The organism is Streptomyces sp. NPDC002490, from assembly GCF_040296045.1.
Taxonomy (GTDB): domain Bacteria; phylum Actinomycetota; class Actinomycetes; order Streptomycetales; family Streptomycetaceae; genus Streptomyces.
In genome coordinates, this window is the sequence record NZ_JBEOWM010000001.1 from 125,902 (window position 1) to 145,234 (window position 19,333).

The following is a 19,333-nucleotide window of genomic DNA, read 5'->3' on the forward strand; positions in this document are numbered from 1 at the left end:
CGGGCGGGAGCGGTCGACGAGGAGGACCTGATGGGCACGGGACGGGGCGAGCGGGCCGTGCGGTGGGCCCGCGTGGCGGAGCAACTGGCCCGGGCGGGACGCCCGGTGGACCCGGGCCGGGTGCTGGACACCGGCGGAGGCCGGCCGGACCGTCCGGCGAGCCGCTCTCCGGGGCCGGGGCGGCCGGGGGGCCGGCCCGCACCCGGCCGGCACCAGCGCTGGATGGTGCCCGCGGGGGCCTGGTGCGTCGGGTTCCTCTGGGCCGAGGGGATCGTCGGGGTCCTGGTCGGGGCGGTGGCCGCGGTCGCCGCCGGCTGGTTCGACCGCAGTAGGCCACCGGGGCCGGCCGCACCCGAACCGGACCCCGAACTCCCCCTGGCGGCCGACCTGCTGGCCGCGTGCGTGGCGGCCGGCGCGGACCCGGTGACGGCCGCCCGAGCGGTGGGGGAGTCGCTGGTGGGACCGCCGGACGGTTCGACGGACGGCTCGGTGGGGGCGGCCCTGGTGCGGGGCGCGGCGGAGGTGCGGCTCGGCGCCGCACCGGGCGAAGCCTGGCGCGCGTTGGCGGCACTGCCGGAGGCGGGCGGGTTGGCCCGGTTGCTGGCGCAGGCGACCGAATCGGGGGCCCCGGCCGCGGCTCCCGTGGCCCGGTACGCCGCGGAGGTCCGGGCCGCACGCGGACGGCGACGGGCCGCCCGGGCCCGGCGGGCCGGAGTCCTGATCACGGCGCCCGTGGGGCTGTGCTTCCTGCCCGCGTTCCTCGTCATCGGGGTGCTGCCGGTGGTGATCGGACTGGCCGAACGGATGTGGGGGCCCGGCGCGGGCTGAGCGAGGACCACGACACGCGTCGACGTGACGCCCGTCGAGGAACGGGCCGAACGAACGGAACGACGCGCTCCGGAACCGGAGCGCGGGAACGGGGAGACGGACATGGACGAGGAAGGCACGACGAGCACCGGACGGAGCCCGGCGCGGCCGGCGGCGAGGGCGCGGGCCCGGACCCGGAGCGGGACCCCGACCGGTCCCCGGAGCGGCGCGGCCCGGTCCCGGGCGAACACCGATCGCGGGGTCGTGACCTCCGAGTACGCGGTCGGGCTGATCGCGGCGGTGGGGTTCGCCGGGGTGCTGTACAAGGTGGTCACCAGCGACCGGGTGAGTGCGGCGCTGTACGGCCTGGTGGAACGGGCCCTCGATGCCGCGCCGTGAGGCCGGGCGGGAGCCGGGGGCGCCGGTGGGCACGGGCCCGCCGCCGGCCCCCCGGTCGCCCGATCGCGGCTTCGTGACGGCGGAGTCGGCGGTGGTCCTCCCGGTCCTGACGGTGTTCGCCCTCGCCCTCGTGTGGGCGCTGCTGGCGGCCGCCGCCCAGATCCAGTGCGTGGACGCGGCCCGGGCCGGAGCCCGGGCCGCCGCCCGGCAGGACCCGGACGCGGTGGTGGTGGACCGGGCCCGTCGGGCGGCCCCCGAGGGCGCACGGGTCACGGTGCGCCGGGCGGACGGACTGGTGCGGGTGGAGGTCGTCGCGCCCCCGCCCGGGCCGGACGCGGTGCCCCTGCGGCTGCGGCACACGGCGGTCGCCGCGGCCGAGGAGGACGCGGAGGTGCTGCCGTGAGGGCCCCGCACCACCGCCCCCGCCCGGGCGACCGCGGTGCGGCGACGGTGTGGGCCGTGACGGGGATCGCCGTGCTGATGGTGGTGTTCACGGCGGTGCTCGCCCTGGGCCAGGCGGCGACCGTGCGGCACCGGGCCGCCGCGGCGGCCGACCTCGCCGCGCTCGCGGCGGCGGACCGCTGGGCGGACGGCCCGGCGGCCGCCTGCGCCCGGGCGCGCACCGTCGCCGGCGCCAACGGGGCCCGGGTCCTGCGGTGCGCGCTGGCCGGAGAGGTCGCCGAGGTGCGGGTGGCGGCGGGCCGGGCCCCGCTGGTCGCCGAGGACCGGGCCCGCGCGGGCCCGCCCGGAGCGCTGCCCCTCCCGGCCGTGCCCGTCCCCGGGGCCCGGACCGCGCCGGGCCGGGGCGGGGCCGGCTGCTCAGCCGGTGGAGGGCGTCCCGGCGGCCCGTCCTGGGTCCGGGGCCCCGGACAGGAGTGCCGTCAGCAGCCGCACCGCACCCCGCTTGTGCAGGGGGTCGTTGCCGTTGCCGCATTTGGGGGACTGCACGCAGGAGGGGCACCCGGCCGTGCACTCGCAGACGGCGATGGCCTCCCGGGTGGCGGTCAGCCACTCCCGGGCGGTGTGGAAGGCGCGTTCCGCGAACCCCGCCCCACCGGGGTGGCCGTCGTACACGAACACGGTGGGCAGCAGCGTGTCCGCGTGCAGCGGGACCGACACCCCGCCGATGTCCCAGCGGTCGCAGGTGGCGAAGAGCGGCAGCATGCCGATCGAGGCGTGCTCGGCGGCGTGCAGGGCGCCGGCCAACTGCTCCGGGCCGATCCGGGCGGCGTCCAACTGGTCCTCGGTGACCGTCCACCACACCGCGCGGGTGCGCAGGGTGCGCGGCGGCAGGTCCAACTTGGTCTCGCCGAGCACCTCGCCCGTCACCAACCGGCGGCGCAGGAACGACACCACCCGGTGGGTGACCTCCACCGACCCGTAGCAGAGCCGGCCGGCCCCCCAGGGGACCACGAGGTCGGTCTCCAACACGGACACCGAGGTCACGTCCCGCGCGACCGTGGAGTAGGTGGGGGCGGCCGGTTCCACCAGGGCGACGGAGTCGTCGAGGTCCAGGCGCCGCACCAGATAGCTGCGCCCCTGGTGCAGGTGGACGGCGCCCTCGTGGACGGAGGAGTGCGCGGCCGAAGCGTCCACCGTGCCGAGCAGCCGCCCGCTGTCCGCCTCCACGATCTGCACGGGCGTCCCGCCGCCGCCCCGGATGTCGGTGAGGTCGGCGGCGCGCTCCCGCCGCGTCCAGTGCCAGGCGGCGGTGCGCCGGCGCAGCAGCTTCGCCGCCTCCAACTGGGGCAGCAGCCCGGGCGCCGCCGGGCCGAAGAGCGCCAGGTCCCCGTCGGTGAGCGGAAGCTCCGCCGCGGCGGCGCACAGATGGGGGGCGAGCACGTACGGGTTGTCCGGGTCGAGCACCGTCGACTCGACCGGTTGGTCGAACAGGGCCTCGGGGTGGTGGACGAGGTAGGTGTCCAGGGGGTCGTCTCGGGCGACCAGGACGGCCAGCGCGCCCTGCCCGGCGCGTCCGGCCCGGCCCGCCTGCTGCCACAGGGAGGCCCGGGTTCCCGGGTAGCCGCAGATCAGGACGGCGTCCAGCCCGGACACGTCCACGCCGAGTTCGAGCGCGGTCGTGGCGGCGAGCCCGAGCAGTTCACCGGAGTGCAGGGCGCGCTCCAGCGCCCGGCGCTCCTCGGGGAGGTAGCCGCCCCGGTAGGCGGCGACCCGGTGGGCCAGGGCGCGGTCCGTCTCGGCGAGCCGGTCCTGTGCGATCACGGAGATCAGCTCGGAGCCGCGGCGGGACCGGACGAAGGCGACGGTGCGCACCTCGTCGCGCACCAGGTCGGTGAGGAGGTCGGCGGTCTCCGCGGTGGCGGTGCGGCGCACCGGTGCGCCCTTCTCGCCCTGCAACTCGGTCAGCGGCGGCTCCCACAGGGCGAACACCAGTTCACCACGCGGCGAGGCGTCGTCGGCCACCTCCACGACCGGCACGCCCGTGAGCCGCCCGGCGGCGACGGCCGGGTCCGCGGCGGTCGCCGACGCCAGCAGGAACACCGGCTCGGAGCCGTACCGGGCGCACAGCCTGCGCAGCCGGCGCACCACCTGGGCGACGTGCGAGCCGAAGACGCCGCGGTAGGTGTGGCACTCGTCGATCACCACGTACCGCAGCGCCCGCAGGAAGGAGGACCAGCGGGGGTGCGAGGGGAGGATGCCGCGGTGCAGCATGTCCGGATTGGTCAGGACGTACGTGCCGTACTGGCGGATCCACTCGCGTTCCTCGAACGGGGTGTCGCCGTCGTACACCGCCGGGCGCACCGCACTGCCCAGCGGGGCCGCCAGTTCCCGCACCAACCGGAGCTGGTCGGCGGCGAGCGCCTTCGTCGGCGCCAGGTACAGGGCCGTGGCCCCCCGGCCGTTCGGCGCCTCGGAGCCGTCCAGCACCGCCGACAACAGGGGCACCAGGTACGCCAGCGACTTGCCGGAAGCGGTGCCGGTGGCGACGACGACCGACTCCCCGTCCAGGGCGTGCCGCGCCGCCGTCGCCTGGTGGGCCCAGGGGCGCTCGATCCCGGCCTCCCGGAGCGCGGCGGTCACCTCGGGGCGAATCCCCGGCGGCCACTCGGCATGGCGCCCCGCACGCGGGGGCAAGTGCTCCGTATGAGTGATGCGGGTGGCCCTCCCTTGCCGTGCCGTCAACCGGCGCAGGACGGCGTCGGGAGCGTCGTCGGCATCCGTTCCGGGGCCGGACACGCCAGTACCACCCGGAGGTCCGGGGCGACCCGGACGCCCGGGCAGGCGAGGAAGATGAGTCAAATCGGCCATTGGCACCGAGTGTGTCACTGGTCTGGTGGACAATCACTGTCAGGCGCCGCAGAGGCTCCTGCGGCTTTGGTCGTCCCCGCCGCCATGGGGGGTGCTCCATGATTGAATGCCCACGCGGCTGGCGATCCGTCCCGGGGGTTCATGCCGAGGTGTCCCGAGGGGCGACCGCTCGATAGCAAGGTGCTGGAGGATCTGTGGACCTGTCCCTGTCGACCCGTACCGTCGGCGATCGTACGGTCGTCGAGGTCGGTGGCGAAATCGATGTGTATACCGCGCCCAAGCTGCGGGAGCAGCTGGTCGAGCTGGTGAACGACGGCAGCTTCCACCTCGTCGTCGACATGGAGGGCGTCGATTTCCTCGACTCCACCGGGCTCGGCGTACTGGTGGGCGGGCTGAAGAGGGTGCGCGCCCACGAGGGTTCGCTGCGTCTGGTGTGCAACCAGGAGCGCATCCTGAAGATCTTCCGCATCACCGGTCTGACCAAGGTGTTCCCGATCCACACCTCGGTCGAGGACGCCGTCGCCGCCACCGACTGACGACCGACCCTCCCCGGGCCAGGCCCGGGGAGGTCGTACGACCCTGGGGGCCGGGCCCCTGGCCCGGCCCCCGAACAGCACGTCGGCCCGTCCGAGGGGGACGCATGGCAACCGTGGAACTCCGTTTCAGCGCACTCCCCGAACACGTGCGGACCGCCAGACTGGTCGCGGCCGCCGTGGCCCGCCGAGCAGGTGTCGACGAGGCCGTCCTGGACGAGGTCCGCCTCGCGGTCGGCGAGGCGTGCACCCGCGCGGTCGGCCTGCACCAGGACGCCGGCATCGACGCGCCGGTGCAGGTGCAGTTGATCGAGGAGGAGAAGCAGTTCTCCATCGTGGTCGGCGACGAGGCCCCCCGCTCCGCCCCGGACGCGGTCGGCTCCGGGGAGGACGCCGAGAGCGAGGACGACATGGGCCTCGCGGTGATCAGCGGCCTGGTGGACGACGTCGAGGTCACCTCCGACCCGTCCGGCGGCGCCATCCGCATGACCTGGCCCACCCCGGCCCCGTAACCCCCCGCACCCCCAGGGGCGGCCCGCGGGCGTTCACGCCCCCGCCGCCCGCCCCCGGGTGCGGCCCCGCACCGCCCCCGCGCCCCGCCGCCGGGCCGAGGCGCCCCCGGGGCCCCAGCGGCCCGGGCCCGCCCGGTGCGCCACCCGTTCGGGCGTCCTCGCACGGAGAAATCCCGACACGCAGCCGCGCCCTTCCGGTGACCGCACCGCCGCCCACTACCGTGCTCCTGCGGACGGGCCGCCCACCCCGGCGCCCCCGAACCACCCCACCCCCGGGCCAGGCCCACACCCCCGCCCCCGGCCGGGCCCGTCAGGGCCCCTTGCGCCGGGACCGGGGCTCCCGCCCGGGCCTCCCGCGGCGGCCCGGCACCACCCGCACCCCCTACGAGCCACGAGCCACGAGCACGTTCACGGCCCGGGCCCGTCCGGCCGCGGGGACGGGGCGCGGGCCGCGCCCCCGGCACGGAGAAGGACGAATGGCGCAACCCCACCCCCGGCCGGACACCAGCCACGCCGCCGCGGTCCTGACGACGGACCTCCGCCTGACCGTCATGGCCGCCGCGACCGTCGCCGTGGCCGCCCTCCTGGTGGCCGCGGTCCTGGCGCACCGGGTCCGCGCGGCCGACGAAGGCACCGACCGCACGAAGCGGATCGCCGCCGCCGTGCGGGAAGGCGCGCGCACCCACCTGACCCGCCACCTGCGCACCCTCGCCCTCCTCGTGGCGATCGGCTGCGCCCTGCTGCTCCTGCTTCCCGCCGCCGACGGGAACCAGCGCGCCGGCCGATCGGTGTCCTTCCTGCTCGGCGCCGGGCTCGCGGCGCTCTCCGGCCACCTCGGCACGCGCCTCGCGGTCCTCGGCGGCGCACGGGTCGCGGCGGCCTCCCGGGCCGCCGTCCTCGGCGAGCCGCGCCGGCCCGGACCCGTCACCACCGGGACCGCGCCCGGGGCCGCGGTCCTCCGCCGGACCGCACGGCTCGCGTTCCGCACCGGCGGCGCGGTCGGCGTCCTCACGGCCGGCCTCGCGCTGCTGGGGGTCTGCGGCACGGTGCTGGTGCACGCGGCGGACGCCCCCGAGGTGCTGACCGGCTTCGGGCTGGGCGCCGCCCTCGTCGCCGTGTTCCTCCGGCTCGGCGGGGGCCTCTTCGCCCGTGCCGCCGACCCGGGGGCCGGGCTGGTCACCGCCGGCGGCCGGGACGTGGCCAAGGACGACCCGCGCCATGCCGCGGCCCTCGCCGACCTGGTGGGCAACGGCGTCGGAGACGGCGCGGGCACCGCCGCCGACCTCTTCGCGGCCCATGCGGTGAGCCTCGTCGTCACGCTGCTCCTCGGCCGGGCCGCCCTCGGCGACGTCGGGCTGGCCTTCCCGCTCCTGGTGTCCGCCATCGGCGTGGTCGCCACGGCGATCGGGATCTTCGCGGTGGGGCCGCGGCGGACCGACCCGAGCGGGACGGCGGCGATCGGCCGCGGCTTCCCCGTCGCCGCGGCAACCGCCCTGGCCCTGGTCGGGGTGGCGGCGTTCCTCGGACTGCCGTCCTCCTTCGCCGCCCTGGCCGGGGTGACCGACCCCGCCGTACGGGCCGCGGCCGGCGACCCCCGGGTCCTGGTGTGCACCGCCGTCGCCGTCGGCATCGCCGCGGCGGCCCTCGCCCGACGGTTCGCGGGGGCCGCTCGCCGCCCCGGGCCCGGCACCGGGGGGCCGGCCGCCGTGGTCGGTACCGGGGCCGGGCTGCGGGCCGCCGCCGGCACCGCCCTGCTCGTCGGGCTCACCGCGGCCGGGGCGTTCCTGCTCGGCGGCGCGTCGACCGCCCTGGCCCTGTTCGCGGTGGCGCTCGCCGGCTCGGGGCTGCTGACCACGGTCGGCGTGCTCGTCGCGGTGAACGCGCTGGGCCCCGTCACCGACACCGCGCGGGGCGTCCTCGGGATCTCCGCCGAGGAGCACGGGGCGGGCTCCCGGGCGCTCGCCGGACCGGGCGCGCTCGGGGACGCCGCCGGGGCGGTCGCCCGGATGGTCACCGTCGCCGCGTCCGCCCTCGCGGCCACCGCCCTGCTCGGCGCCTCCCGGTCCGCCGCCGGTGCGCCGCACCTCGCGGCGGACCCCGCCCGCCCCGCCCATCTGCTCGGGCTGCTCGCGGGCGCGGCGGTGGTGTGCCTGTTCGCGGGGGCGGCGATCGGCGCGGCGACCCGGTCGGCGGACGCCGTGGTGCGGGAGGCGCGGCGGCAGCTCCGGGAGCGCCCCGGGATCACCGAGCGCACCGAGCGGCCCGGGTACGGGCGGGTGGTCGACCTGTGCACCCGGGACGCGCTGCGGGAGTCGTCGGCCCCCGGGCTGCTCGCGGTCCTCGCCCCCGTGGCGGTCGGCTTCGCCCTCGGCCCCGGCCCGCTCGGCGCGTTCCTCGCCGGCGCGATCGCCACCGGCGTCCTGTTGGCGGCGTTCCTCGCCCACTGCGGCGACGGGGTCCCGGACGGCCCCGGGGACCGGTGCGGCGCGGGGCCCGGCGCGGCCGGCGGCCCGTTCCGGGACACCGTGGGACCGGCGGTCGACCCGCTGCTGACCGCGATGGGAACGGCGGCCCTGCTGATCGTGCCCGCGGTTCACGCCCTCGGCCCCGGCCCCGGTGCCGATCCCCTGGTCCGCGCCCTGATCGCGGTCACCGCCTGCACGGTGCTCGTCCTCGTCGCCGTCCGCGCCGCCGTCGCCCGCCGGGATCACGGACCGCACGGCGCGGCGGAGGTCGACGGAGCGCGCCGGGAGCCGCAACACGCCGGTGGGCCCGATCCGTTGGGGTGACCCGGACTCCGTCGTCCGCGTCTCCCGGGGCTGCCCGGCCCCGTCGTGAGTCTTCTCTCCCCCGGGCGCCACGGCTCTTGGTGCAAATGGCTTCAAAAGGGGGCGGAGCGGATGCCCCCGCGGCGGTGCTCCACCGGCCGCCGTGTATGTTCCGGGGCCGAGAGGCCACGGAAGGGACCGATCCGGTGAACAAGAAGCTCGCTGTCGCACTGTCCGGCGGTGCGGTACTCGTACTGGCCCTGTCGGGATGCGGCGACGACGGCAACGAGAAGCTCGACAAGTGGGCCAAGACGGTCTGCGACGCCGTCCAGCCCCAGGCGAAGAAGATCGAGGGCGCCAACAAGGCGATCCAGGCGCAGACCGCCGACAACAGCAAGCCGGAGGACGTCAAGACGACGGACTCCAAGGCGTTCCAGGACATGTCCGATGCCTACAAGGCGATCGGCACGGCCGTGCACGGGGCCGGCGCCCCGCCCGTCGACGACGGCGAGACCAAGCAGCAGAACGCGGTCAAGGAACTGAACGCCATCTCCGCCGCCTACGCCGGGCTGAAGAAGCAGGTCGACGGCCTCGACACCGAGGACCAGGGCCAGTTCGCCAGCGGCCTCGACGACGTCGCCGGCGAGCTGATCAAGCTCGGCCGGAGCGGGACCGACGCCCTCAAGAAGCTGGAGGAGGGCGACGTGGGCAAGGCCATGCAGAAGCAGGAGAGCTGCAAGGTCGCCGGCACCGCCCCGGCCGCGGCCACCGGCTGACGCTCGGGCCGGGCGCGGTCCCCGCGCCGGGCCGGGCGCGGTCCCCGCGAAGCGTCCCGGACGGCCGTGCGCCCGCCGGCGGCCCCGGCCGTCCGGCGGACACGCGGCCGTCCTCCGCCCACCCGGCGGGTGACAATGGCGGCGTGACTCTCTCCCGGCTGCCCGCGCTCGACGGTCCTCCCGCATCCTCCACGGCCCCCGGGGACGGGGCCCCCGGAGCACCGACGCCCCCCGGCCCACCGGCCGGGGCCGACGCGCCGGCCGGCCCCGGCACCGCCGCCCTGCTGCGAGAGGCCCTGCTCGCCGCCGACTTCACCGCGGACGGCCTCTTGGAACTGCTCGGCGCCCCCGCCTACGCGGCGCTCGCCCGCGGCGAGACCGTGCCCGCGCTGCGCGCCAGCCGCGGCGAAGGGCCCCTGGACGCCCTCGTCCGGCTGTTCCTGCTCCAGCAGCCGGTGCCCCGCGCCCGGCTCGCCGCGGTGCTCCCGGTCGCCGCCTGCGAGGCCGCCGGATGGCTGACCGCGGTGGGCGGGGACGAACTCGCGGCGAGCGTCGACGTCCGGCCCTACGGCGGGCCCGACGGCGAGGACTGGTTCATCGTCTCCGACCTCGGGTGCGCGGTCGGGGGCGCCGGCGGGGCCGCCGGGGCGGACGGCGCGCCCGCCGAGGAGGGCGTCGTCCTCGGCGTGGGCGGCGCCTCCACCACCCTCGCCGGCATCACCGTGCGCACCCCGGTCGGCGCCGCGCTGGACCTCGGCACCGGCTCCGGCATCCAGGCCCTGCACGCCTCCCGCCACGCCACCCGGGTCACCGCGACCGACCTCAATCCGCGCGCCCTGCACATCACCCGGCTCACCCTCGCCCTCTCCGGGGCGCCCGCGGCCGAGGTGCTGGAGGGGTCGCTGTTCGAACCGGTCGGCGACCGCACCTTCGACCTGATCGTCTCCAACCCGCCGTTCGTGATCTCGCCCGGGGCCCGGCTCGCCTACCGCGACGGCGGCATGAGCGGCGACGCGCTGTGCCGGGCGCTCGTCCAGCAGGCGGGGGAGCGGCTCAACCCGGGCGGGTACGCGCAGTTCCTCGCCAACTGGCAGCACGTGGACGGCGAGGACTGGACGGAGCGGCTGCGGTCCTGGGTGCCGCGCGGCTGCGACGCCTGGATCGTGCAGCGCGAGGTCCAGGACGTCACCCAGTACGCGGAACTGTGGCTGCGGGACGCCGGCGACCACCGTGCCGACCCGGCCGCGTACGCCGCCCGCTACGACGCCTGGCTCGACGAGTTCGCCGCGCTCGACACCCGCGCCGTGGGCTTCGGCTGGATCACCCTGCGCCGCACCGGCGCGCCCCGCACCTCCATCACCGTCGAGGAGTGGCCGCACCCGGTGGAGCAGCCCCTCGGGGACGCCGTCCGCGCCCACTTCGCCCGCCAGGACTACCTGCGCGACCACGACGACGCCGCCCTGCTGGCCGACCGCTTCCGGCTCGCGGCCGAGGTGGTGCAGGAACAGGTCGGGCTGCCGGGTGCGGAGGACCCCGAGCACGTGGTGCTGCGTCAGAACCGGGGCATGCGCCGGGCCGCCCGGGTCGACACGGTGGGCGCCGGGTTCGCCGGGGTGTGCGACGGCTCGATGACCGCCGGCCGCATCCTGGACGCCATCGCCCAACTCCTGGGCGAGGACCCGGTGGTGCTGAGGTCGAACACCCCCGCACAGATCCGGTCATTGGTCGAACAGGGCTTCCTGGAGCCGGTCACCGGCTGATCCGGGCCCGGCCCGCCGGCCCCGCACGGCCCGACCGGCCGTCGCCGAGGGCACCGGTCCGTCCGCGGCACGGGTTCACCCGGCCGGCGGGGCGGCGTTCACCCGCGGTTCGCCACGCCGACGTCCGCACCTGCCAGCCTCCCACCGCTGGGGTCCGGGGAACGGAAGGCTGAGGGCCATGGAGAGTGCGCCGGCGATCTTCGCGGGATTGGTGTTCGCCCTGTTCGGGGCCGCGTTGTTGGTGTGGACGGGCGCCCGGCTGTGGCAGGGGCTGCCGGTCGCGGAGGGGGTGGCCCGGACCAGGTCCGCGACGGTGGCGGCCACCGTGGGAGCGCTCGCCCTGCTGCTCGCCCTCTGGTGCTTCGCCCAGCTCTGACCGTCCCGGCGTCGTCCGTCCCGGCCGGGCGCCGGTCGCGGCGGGATCCCGCCACCCGGTCGGCCCCGGCCGGCCGGGGCGCGTCCGCTGTTCGCCGCCGGCGCAGCACGTGCTTCGGCCCCGTCGGCACTCCGGGCGGCAGGAAAGGTGGTAGTCGGGTTACCGTTCGAGTGGCCGTTGCGGGCTTTTCCCGTTTGACACGGGGGCGGGATGTACCGTCACACTCCGCAGCGACAGCGTGCGGGCGCCGTTCCGCACCCGCCGACGAGACGCATCGCAGCGTCAACGAGCGCCGACCGGAGAGAAGAGCAGAAGTTGTCCCCGACCAGCGAGACCCGCCGACTCGTGATCGTCGAGTCGCCTGCCAAGGCGAAGACGATCAAGGGCTACCTCGGCCCCGGCTACGTCGTCGAGGCGAGCGTCGGGCACATCCGCGACCTCCCCAGCGGGGCCGCCGAGGTCCCGGAGAAGTACACGGGCGAGGTGCGCCGCCTCGGGGTGGACGTCGAGCACGACTTCCAACCCATCTACGTCGTCAACGCCGACAAGCGGGCCCAGGTCAAGAAGCTCAAGGACCTGCTCAGCGAATCCGACGAACTCTTCCTCGCCACCGACGAGGACCGCGAGGGCGAGGCCATCGCCTGGCACCTCCAGGAGGTGCTGAAGCCCAAGATCCCCGTCCACCGGATGGTCTTCCACGAGATCACCAAGGACGCGATCCGCGAGGCCGTCGCCAACCCGCGCCAACTGAACAAGAAGCTGGTCGACGCCCAGGAGACCCGCCGCATCCTCGACCGCCTGTACGGCTACGAGGTGTCGCCCGTCCTGTGGAAGAAGGTCATGCCGCGGCTGTCGGCGGGCCGCGTCCAGTCCGTCGCCACCCGGCTCGTCGTCGAGCGGGAGCGCGAGCGCATCGCCTTCCGCTCCGCCGAGTACTGGGACCTCACCGGCACCTTCGGCACCGGCCGCACCGGGGACGCCTCCGACCCGGCCTCGCTGGTCGCCCGGCTCACCTCCGTCGACGGCAAGCGGGTCGCCCAGGGCCGCGACTTCGACTCGCTCGGCCGCCTCAAGGGCGCCAACACCCTCCACCTCGACGAGGCGGCCGCCCGCGCGCTGGCCGCCGCCCTGGAGCAGGCCCGGTTCGCGGTCCGCTCGGTGGAGTCCAAGCCGTACCGCCGCTCCCCGTACGCGCCGTTCCGCACCACCACCCTCCAGCAGGAGGCGAGCCGCAAGCTCGGCTTCGGCGCGAAGGCCACGATGCAGGTCGCGCAGAAGCTGTACGAGAACGGCTTCATCACCTACATGCGGACGGACTCCACGACCCTCAGCGACACGGCCGTGGCCGCCGCCCGCGCCCAGGTCACCCAGCTGTACGGGGCGGACTACCTGCCCGACAAGCCGCGCACCTACGCCGGCAAGGTCAAGAACGCCCAGGAGGCGCACGAGGCGATCCGCCCCTCGGGTGATCGTTTCCGCACCCCCGCCGCCACCGGACTCACCGGCGACCAGTTCCGGCTCTACGAGCTGATCTGGAAGCGCACCGTCGCCTCCCAGATGAAGGACGCCGTCGGCAACTCCGTCACCGTCAAGATCGCCGGCACCGCCGCGGACGGCCGGGACGCCGAGTTCTCCGCCTCCGGCAAGACGATCACCTTCCACGGCTTCCTCAAGGCGTACGTCGAGGGCGCCGACGACCCCAACGCCGAACTGGACGACCGCGAGCGCCGGCTGCCGCAGGTGAGCGAGGGCGACCCGCTCTCCGCCGACGCCCTGTCCGTCGACGGACACGCCACCAAGCCGCCCGCCCGCTACACCGAGGCCAGCCTGGTCAAGGAGCTCGAAGAGCGCGAGATCGGCCGCCCGTCCACCTACGCGTCGATCATCGGCACCATCCTGGACCGCGGCTACGTCTTCAAGAAGGGCACCGCGCTCGTCCCCTCCTTCCTGTCGTTCGCCGTGGTCAACCTGCTGGAGAAGCACTTCGGCCGGCTGGTCGACTACGACTTCACCGCCAAGATGGAGGACGACCTCGACCGCATCGCCAGCGGCGAGGCCCAGGCCGTGCCGTGGCTCAAGCGGTTCTACTTCGGCGAGGGCGAGGCCCGGGACGCCGGCGGCGCCGCCGAAGCCGGCAACGGCGACGGCGACCACCTCGGCGGCCTCAAGGAACTCGTCACCGACCTCGGCGCCATCGACGCCCGCGAGGTGTCCTCGTTCCCCGTCGGGGACGGCATCGTGCTGCGCGTCGGCCGCTACGGCCCCTACGTCGAGCGCGGCGAGCGCGGCGCCGAGGGGTACCAGCACGCCGACGTCCCCGAGGACCTCGCCCCCGACGAACTGACCGTCGCCCACGCGGAGGAACTGCTGGCCAAGCCCAGCGGCGACTTCGAACTCGGCACCGACCCGGTCAGCGGCCACCCGATCGTCGCCAAGAACGGCCGCTACGGCCCGTACGTCACCGAGGTGCTGCCCGAGGGCACCCCGAAGACCGGCAAGAACGCCGTCAAGCCGCGGACCGCCTCGCTCTTCAAGACGATGTCCCCGGACACCGTCACCCTGGACGAGGCCCTCAAGCTGATGTCCCTGCCGCGGGTGGTGGGCGCCGACGCCGAGGGCGTGGAGATCACCGCGCAGAACGGCCGCTACGGGCCCTACCTCAAGAAGGGCACCGACTCCCGCTCGCTCACCTCCGAGGACCAGCTCTTCACCATCACCCTGGACGAGGCGCTGGCCATCTACGCCCAGCCCAAGCAGCGCGGCCGGGCCGCGGCCAAGCCGCCCCTGAAGGAACTGGGCGAGGACCCGGTCAGCGGGAAGCCGGTGGTGGTGAAGGACGGCCGCTTCGGGCCGTACGTCACCGACGGGGAGACCAACGCGACGCTGCGGGCCGCCGACAGCGTCGAGGAGATCACCCCCGAACGCGGTTACGAACTGCTCGCCGAGAAGCGGGCCAAGGGCCCCGCCAAGAAGACGGCGAAGAAGGCCGCCAAGAAGGCCCCGGCCAAGAAGGCGCCCGCGAAGAAGGCGACCACCGCCAAGAAGACGGCCGCCAAGACCCCGGCGAAGAAGACCGCCGCGAAGAAGACCGCCGCGAAGAAGACGGCCGCCAAGAAGACGACGGCCAAGGCCACCGCCGCCGAGGACTGACCGGAGAGCCCCGCCGCCCCCCGTCTCCGGGCGCGCGGCGGGGCCTCGGGCGGTCCCGGGCCTGCGCAGCCCGCACGCACGAGCGATCCACCCCGGTCCGTGCCGGTGCGCCGTCCGGTGTCCGCACGGGCGGATAGGCTGTCAGGATGACGCGAGCCGAGCAGCCAACGGCCGGGAAACCGGCCCCCGACACCGCCCTGGTCGCCGATTCCCGAGAGCGTGCGATCCGCGGCCTGCTGCGCAACGGCCCGCTCAAACGCCTCTGGGGGGCCCAACTGGTCTCCGGGGTCGCGGACGCCCTCGCCCTGCTGGTCCTGGTGCTGCTGACCCTGCGGGCGGCCCTCTCCGAAGCCGCCTTCGGCGGGGAGTACCGGGGCGCCGCGCTCGCCGTCGCCGCCGTCCTCGGCGCCCGCGCCCTCGCCACCCTGCTGACCGGCGCGGTTCTGCTCGGCCCGCTCACCTCGCTCACCTCGCCCGGTGGCTACCTCGACCGCCGCTGGACCATGATCACCGCCGATGGCCTGCGCGCGGTCCTGCTGATCCTGGCTCCGCTGTGGCTGGACTGGACCCCCGGCAGCGCCCTGACGCTGCTGCTGGTCACCGCCTTCGTCCTCGGCGTCGCCGAACGCTTCTGGACGGTCTGCCGGGAGAGCGCCGCCCCCGCACTGCTGCCCGCGCCCCCGGCCGAGGGGACGGCGGTCCGCCCGCTCCCCGACCACCTGGGAACGCTGCGCGCCCTGTTCCTGCGCACCGGCTTCGTCTCCCTCCCGCTGGCCGCCGCGCTGCTCGTCGCCGTCACCCTGCTCGGCAACCTGCTCGGCACCGGCATCGACTGGTTCGGCGCCCACCAGGCGGCGCTCGCCGGCTACGCCGCCGCCGGGCTCTTCGCGGCCTCGCTGTCCGTCCTGTGGTTCCTCGCCCTGCCCGCGACGCCGACCCCCCGGGCCCGCTCCCCGCTGGAGGGCCTGCGGCCCCCGCGCACCGGCACCGGTCCCGACAAGGGCCGCACCGGCGCCCTCACCCTGCTCGTCCTCGCCTGCGCCGCGGTCGCCGCCGCGATCTCCGTCGCCGTCGCGGTCGCCGCCCTGCTCGCCGCCGACCTCGGCGGCGGGCCCGTCCTCTACGGGCTCCAGGTGCTCGCCCTGACCGGCGGCACCGTCCTCGGCATCCGCCTCGGCCCCGCCGTGCTGCCCCTGCTCTCCCGGCGCCGGCTCTTCGCCCTGGCCATCGCCACCACCGGCATCGCCCTGCTCGCGGCCGGACTCGTCCCGGACGTCACCACGGTCCTGCTGATCCTGACCCTCGCCGGCACCGGCGCGGGCGTCGCCGCGCACACCGGGCACGCCCTCCTCGACCTGGAGACCGAGGAGTACCGCCGCGCCCGCACCACCGAGCACCTGCACGCCGTGGTGCGCGTGTTCACCGCCCTGGGCGCGGTGCTCGCCCCGGTGCTCGCCGGGCTGATCGGGCCGCACCGCCTGGCCAACGGCAAGTTCGTCTTCGACCACGGCGGCGCCGCCTTCACGCTGATGCTGGTCGGCGCGCTGCTGCTGCCCGTCGCCGCCCTCGTCCTCGCCCGCGCCGACGACCGCTCCGGCGTCCCGCTCCGCCAGGACCTGCGGGACGCGCTGCGCGGCTCCGACCCGGCCCAGGCCCCGGCGGACACCGGCTTCTTCATCGCCCTGGAGGGCGGCGACGGCGCCGGCAAGTCCACCCAGGCCGAGGCGCTCGCCGAGTGGATCCGCGGCAAGGGCCACGAGGTCGTCGTCACCCGCGAACCGGGCGCCACCCCGGTCGGCAAGCGGCTGCGCTCGATCCTGCTGGACGTCTCCGACGCCGGCCTCTCGCACCGCGCCGAGGCCCTGCTGTACGCGGCCGACCGCGCCGAGCACGTCGACACCGTGGTCCGCCCCGCCCTGTCCCGCGGCGCCGTGGTGATCTCCGACCGGTACATCGACTCCTCCGTCGCCTACCAGGGCGCCGGCCGTGACCTGTCGCCCACCGAGGTCGCCCGGATCTCCCGCTGGGCCACCGACGGGCTGGTCCCGCACCTCACGGTCCTCCTCGACGTCGACCCGCGGGCCGCCCGCGAACGGTTCACCGAGGCCCCCGACCGGCTGGAGTCGGAACCCGTCGAGTTCCACGAGCGGGTCCGCTCCGGCTTCCTCGCCCTCGCCGCCGCCGCGCCCGGCCGCTACCTGGTCGTCGACGCCGGCCAGGAGCCCGAGGCCGTCACCACCGTCGTCCGCAACCGCCTCGACGTCCTGCTGCCGCTCTCCGAAGCCGAGGTCAAGGCGCAGGAGGAGGCCCGCCGGGCCGCCGAGGAGGCCGAGCGCAAGCGCCTCGAAGAGGAGGCCGCCCGCAAGGCCGAGGAGGAGCGGCTGGAACGCGAGCGCCAGGAACAACTCGCCAAGCTGCGCGCCGAGGAGGAGGAGCGCAAGCGGCGCGAGCTGGAGGAGGCCCAGCGCCGCGAGGCCGAACGCCAGGCCGAGGAGGCCCGCCGGCGGGCCGAGGAGGCCCGCCGCCGCGAGGAGGAGGCCCGCCGGGCCGCGGAGGAGGCCGAGCGCAAGCGCCTGGCGGAGGAGGCCGCCCGCAAGGCGGAGGAGGAGCGGCTGAAGCGCGAGGCCGAGGAGGAGGCCCGCCTCAAGGCCGAGGCCGAGGCACGCCGCCGGGAACGCCAGCGCAAGGCCGAGGAGGCCCTGTTGAAGGCCGAGGAAGCCCGGCGGGCCGCGGAGGCCGCGGAGGAGGCGCGCCGCGCCGAGGAGGCCCGCGAGGCCGAAGAGGCCAGGCAGGCCGAGGAGGCCCGCCGGGCGGAAGAGGCCCGCGAGGCCGAAGAGGCGCGCCGGGCGGAGGAGGCCCGGCAGGCGAAGGCCGCCCGGGCCCGCGCCGCAGCCAAGGCCAAGGCGGAAGCCGAGGCCGAGGCGTTGGCCGAAGCGGCCCGGAACCGCTCCAAGGCCGACCTGAAGAAGAAGGAAGCGGCACCGAACCGCACACAACCGACCAAGGGCGCCCGGTCGACCAGCCTGCCGGACGACGAGACCGTGCAGACCCCGGTCGTCGCCGACCCGCCCCGCCGCACCCCCGCCGGAGCCGAGGACGACACGGCCACCCTGCCCCGCTTCCGCCCCACCGGGCCGGAGGACGAGACCGCAGTGCTGCCCCAGGTGCCCGGGGACCGCGCCGCCGACGCCCCGACCGACCGGGTGCCGCCCGGCTACTTCCGCGACGAGCCCGCCGCCGGCGGCTCCCGCCGCCCGCGCAGCGGAGTGCTCGGGCCCAACGACCGCACCGCGGAACTGCCCCAGCTCGACGAACGGGGCGTGCCCCGGCGTCCCCCGTCCGACTGGGCGGAGGAGACCCCGCTGGACGACCTGCCCAGCCTCGCGGACGAACTCCTCGGTCCGCACCACGACGACTCCGACCCCCGGGACGGCTGGGGCGGGCCGAAGCGTCGCCGCTGACCCGCGCCCCGGTCCGGACTGTCGGCGGCGTCGTCCAGAATGGACGGTGGGACGGCCCGGCCACGCGTGCGCCGCGGTCCGCGGCGCACGGACGGAACGAAGGTAAGGCGGCAGCCCATGACCGTATGGGACGACTTGGTGGGCCAGGAACGGGTGAGCGGGCAACTCGCCGCCGCCGCCCGGGACGCCGACGCGCTCGTCACCGCGGCCCGGACGGGGGAGGGCACCGAACCGGCCGCCCCCGAGGGCTCCCGGATGACCCACGCCTGGCTGTTCACCGGCCCCCCCGGCTCCGGCCGGGCCACCGCCGCCCGGGCCTTCGCCGCCGCCCTCCAGTGCGTCAGCCCGGACCGCGCGCTCGGCGGCGCCCCCGGCTGCGGCTTCTGCGACGGCTGCCACACCAGCCTGATCGGCACCCACGCCGACGTCGAGGTGGTCCGCACCGACCTGCTGTCGATCGGCGTGAAGGAGACCCGCGACCTGGTCCGCCGCGCCCAGCTCTCCCCGGCGGTCGGACGCTGGCAGGTGATCGTCCTGGAGGACGCCGACCGGCTCACCGAAGGCGCCGCGAACGTCCTGCTGAAGGCCGTGGAGGAGCCCGCTCCCCGCACGGTCTGGCTGCTGTGCGCACCCTCCCTGGAGGACGTGCTCCCGACCATCCGCTCCCGCTGCCGCCACCTCACCCTGCGCACCCCCTCGGTGGACGCCGTCGCCGACGTCCTGGTGCGCCGCGACGGCATCGAACCGGACGCCGCCCGGACCGCAGCCCGGGCCACCCAGGGCCACATCGGCCGCGCCCGCCGCCTCGCCACCGACCCGCGCGCCCGCGAACGGCGGGCCGCCGTCCTGAAGCTGCCGCTGCGGGTGGCGGACGTCGGCGGCTGCCTGCGCGCCGCCCAGGAACTGATCGACGCGGCGGCCGAGGACGCCAAGGAGATGTCCGAGGAACTCGACGCCAAGGAGACCGAGGAGCTGAAGACAGCTCTCGGCGCGGCCCAGGGCGGCCGGATGCCCCGCGGCACGGCGGGCGTGATGAAGGAGCTGGAGGACCGGCAGAAGCGCCGCCGGACCCGCACCCAGCGGGACAGCCTCGACCTCGCCCTCACCGAACTGACCGGCTTCTACCGCGATGTGCTCGCCCTCCAACTCGGCACCCGACTCGCCCTCGCCAACGCCGGGGCGGAGGACACCCTGGAACGGCTGGCCCGGGAGGGCGGCCCGGAATCCACGCTCCGCCGGATCGACGCCATCGCCGCCTGCCGGGACGCCCTGGACCGCAACGTCGCCCCCCTGCTCGCCGTCGAGGCGATGACGATGGCCCTGCGGGCCGGCTGAGCACCCACGGCCCCCCCCCGCGGCCCCCTTGGCCGCCGCCTGCTGACGCCCCGTGGTTGACGCCCCGTGGTTGACGCCGTGTGGTTGACGTCGCCCCGCCCAGCACGCCCGCCCCGCAAGGGTCCGCACCACGGGCCCGGACCTCGACATTCACTCGTACGAGCCGATCACCCCGAGATCTTCGAG

At 76.2% G+C, this 19,333-nt stretch carries 13 protein-coding genes and 1 pseudogene; 13 read left to right on the forward strand and 1 reads right to left on the reverse strand.

From position 1 onward, the window contains the following. The first annotated feature begins 30 nt into the window (after nucleotides 1–30). From ABT092_RS00650 to ABT092_RS30985, 4 genes and pseudogenes are all read left to right on the forward strand, one after another. Nucleotides 31–828 carry a type II secretion system F family protein gene (locus ABT092_RS00650; protein WP_351238196.1) on the forward strand — a complete coding sequence of 266 codons (798 nt, stop codon included), beginning with the start codon at nucleotides 31–33 and terminating at the stop codon, nucleotides 826–828. Between the two features lie 243 nt (nucleotides 829–1,071). Continuing rightward, on the forward strand, nucleotides 1,072–1,206 hold the full coding sequence (locus ABT092_RS00655; RefSeq protein WP_351238198.1) for a DUF4244 domain-containing protein: 135 nt from the start codon (nucleotides 1,072–1,074) through the stop codon (nucleotides 1,204–1,206). Next, nucleotides 1,193–1,609 carry a TadE family type IV pilus minor pilin gene (locus ABT092_RS00660; RefSeq protein WP_351238200.1) on the forward strand — a complete coding sequence of 139 codons (417 nt, stop codon included), beginning with the start codon at nucleotides 1,193–1,195 and terminating at the stop codon, nucleotides 1,607–1,609. The genes ABT092_RS00655 and ABT092_RS00660 overlap by 14 nt, the downstream gene beginning before the upstream one ends. 77 nt (nucleotides 1,610–1,686) lie before the next feature. Then, nucleotides 1,687–1,890, forward strand: a pseudogene (locus tag ABT092_RS30985) (Rv3654c family TadE-like protein); the annotation flags it as partial. A gap of 135 nt (nucleotides 1,891–2,025) precedes the next feature. Here the strand turns inward: ABT092_RS30985 and ABT092_RS00670 are convergent. Then, nucleotides 2,026–4,476, reverse strand: a complete 2,451-nt coding sequence (locus tag ABT092_RS00670; RefSeq protein ID WP_351238202.1) for a DEAD/DEAH box helicase — start codon at nucleotides 4,474–4,476, stop codon at nucleotides 2,026–2,028. A gap of 194 nt (nucleotides 4,477–4,670) precedes the next feature. Here ABT092_RS00670 and bldG point away from each other — a divergent pair, with 194 nt between their 5' ends. The 9 genes from bldG (at nucleotide 4,671) to ABT092_RS00715 (ending at nucleotide 19,147) form a co-directional block, all read left to right on the forward strand. Further along, entirely contained in the window at nucleotides 4,671–5,012 is a 342-nt protein-coding gene (gene bldG, locus ABT092_RS00675; RefSeq protein ID WP_351238204.1) for an anti-sigma factor antagonist BldG, read from the forward strand. A 104-nt stretch (nucleotides 5,013–5,116) separates the two neighbouring features. Next, nucleotides 5,117–5,521 (forward strand): ATP-binding protein, encoded by a 405-nt coding sequence (locus ABT092_RS00680; protein ID WP_351238206.1) that lies wholly within the window; start codon nucleotides 5,117–5,119, stop codon nucleotides 5,519–5,521. 476 nt (nucleotides 5,522–5,997) lie between these two features. After that, on the forward strand, nucleotides 5,998–8,310 hold the full coding sequence (locus tag ABT092_RS00685; protein ID WP_351238208.1) for a sodium/proton-translocating pyrophosphatase: 2,313 nt from the start codon (nucleotides 5,998–6,000) through the stop codon (nucleotides 8,308–8,310). Nucleotides 8,311–8,495: 185 nt separating this feature from the next. Further along, a complete protein-coding gene (locus ABT092_RS00690; RefSeq protein WP_351238210.1) occupies nucleotides 8,496–9,065 on the forward strand; it encodes a small secreted protein in 570 nt (189 codons plus the stop codon). Nucleotides 9,066–9,346: 281 nt separating this feature from the next. Beyond that, complete coding sequence (locus tag ABT092_RS00695; protein ID WP_351238409.1) at nucleotides 9,347–10,825, forward strand: DUF7059 domain-containing protein; 1,479 nt, start codon at nucleotides 9,347–9,349, stop codon at nucleotides 10,823–10,825. A 178-nt stretch (nucleotides 10,826–11,003) separates the two neighbouring features. Next, nucleotides 11,004–11,201 carry a hypothetical protein gene (locus ABT092_RS00700; protein WP_351238211.1) on the forward strand — a complete coding sequence of 66 codons (198 nt, stop codon included), beginning with the start codon at nucleotides 11,004–11,006 and terminating at the stop codon, nucleotides 11,199–11,201. 315 nt (nucleotides 11,202–11,516) lie between these two features. Next, complete coding sequence (gene topA, locus ABT092_RS00705; protein WP_351238213.1) at nucleotides 11,517–14,351, forward strand: type I DNA topoisomerase; 2,835 nt, start codon at nucleotides 11,517–11,519, stop codon at nucleotides 14,349–14,351. 146 nt (nucleotides 14,352–14,497) lie between these two features. Continuing rightward, the gene (tmk, locus tag ABT092_RS00710; RefSeq protein WP_351238215.1) at nucleotides 14,498–17,812 is read left to right on the forward strand and encodes a dTMP kinase; all 3,315 of its coding nucleotides are present in this window, start codon (nucleotides 14,498–14,500) and stop codon (nucleotides 17,810–17,812) included. A 117-nt stretch (nucleotides 17,813–17,929) separates the two neighbouring features. After that, the gene (locus tag ABT092_RS00715) at nucleotides 17,930–19,147 is read left to right on the forward strand and encodes a DNA polymerase III subunit delta' (RefSeq protein WP_351238217.1); all 1,218 of its coding nucleotides are present in this window, start codon (nucleotides 17,930–17,932) and stop codon (nucleotides 19,145–19,147) included. Nucleotides 19,148–19,333: the final 186 nt, after the last annotated feature.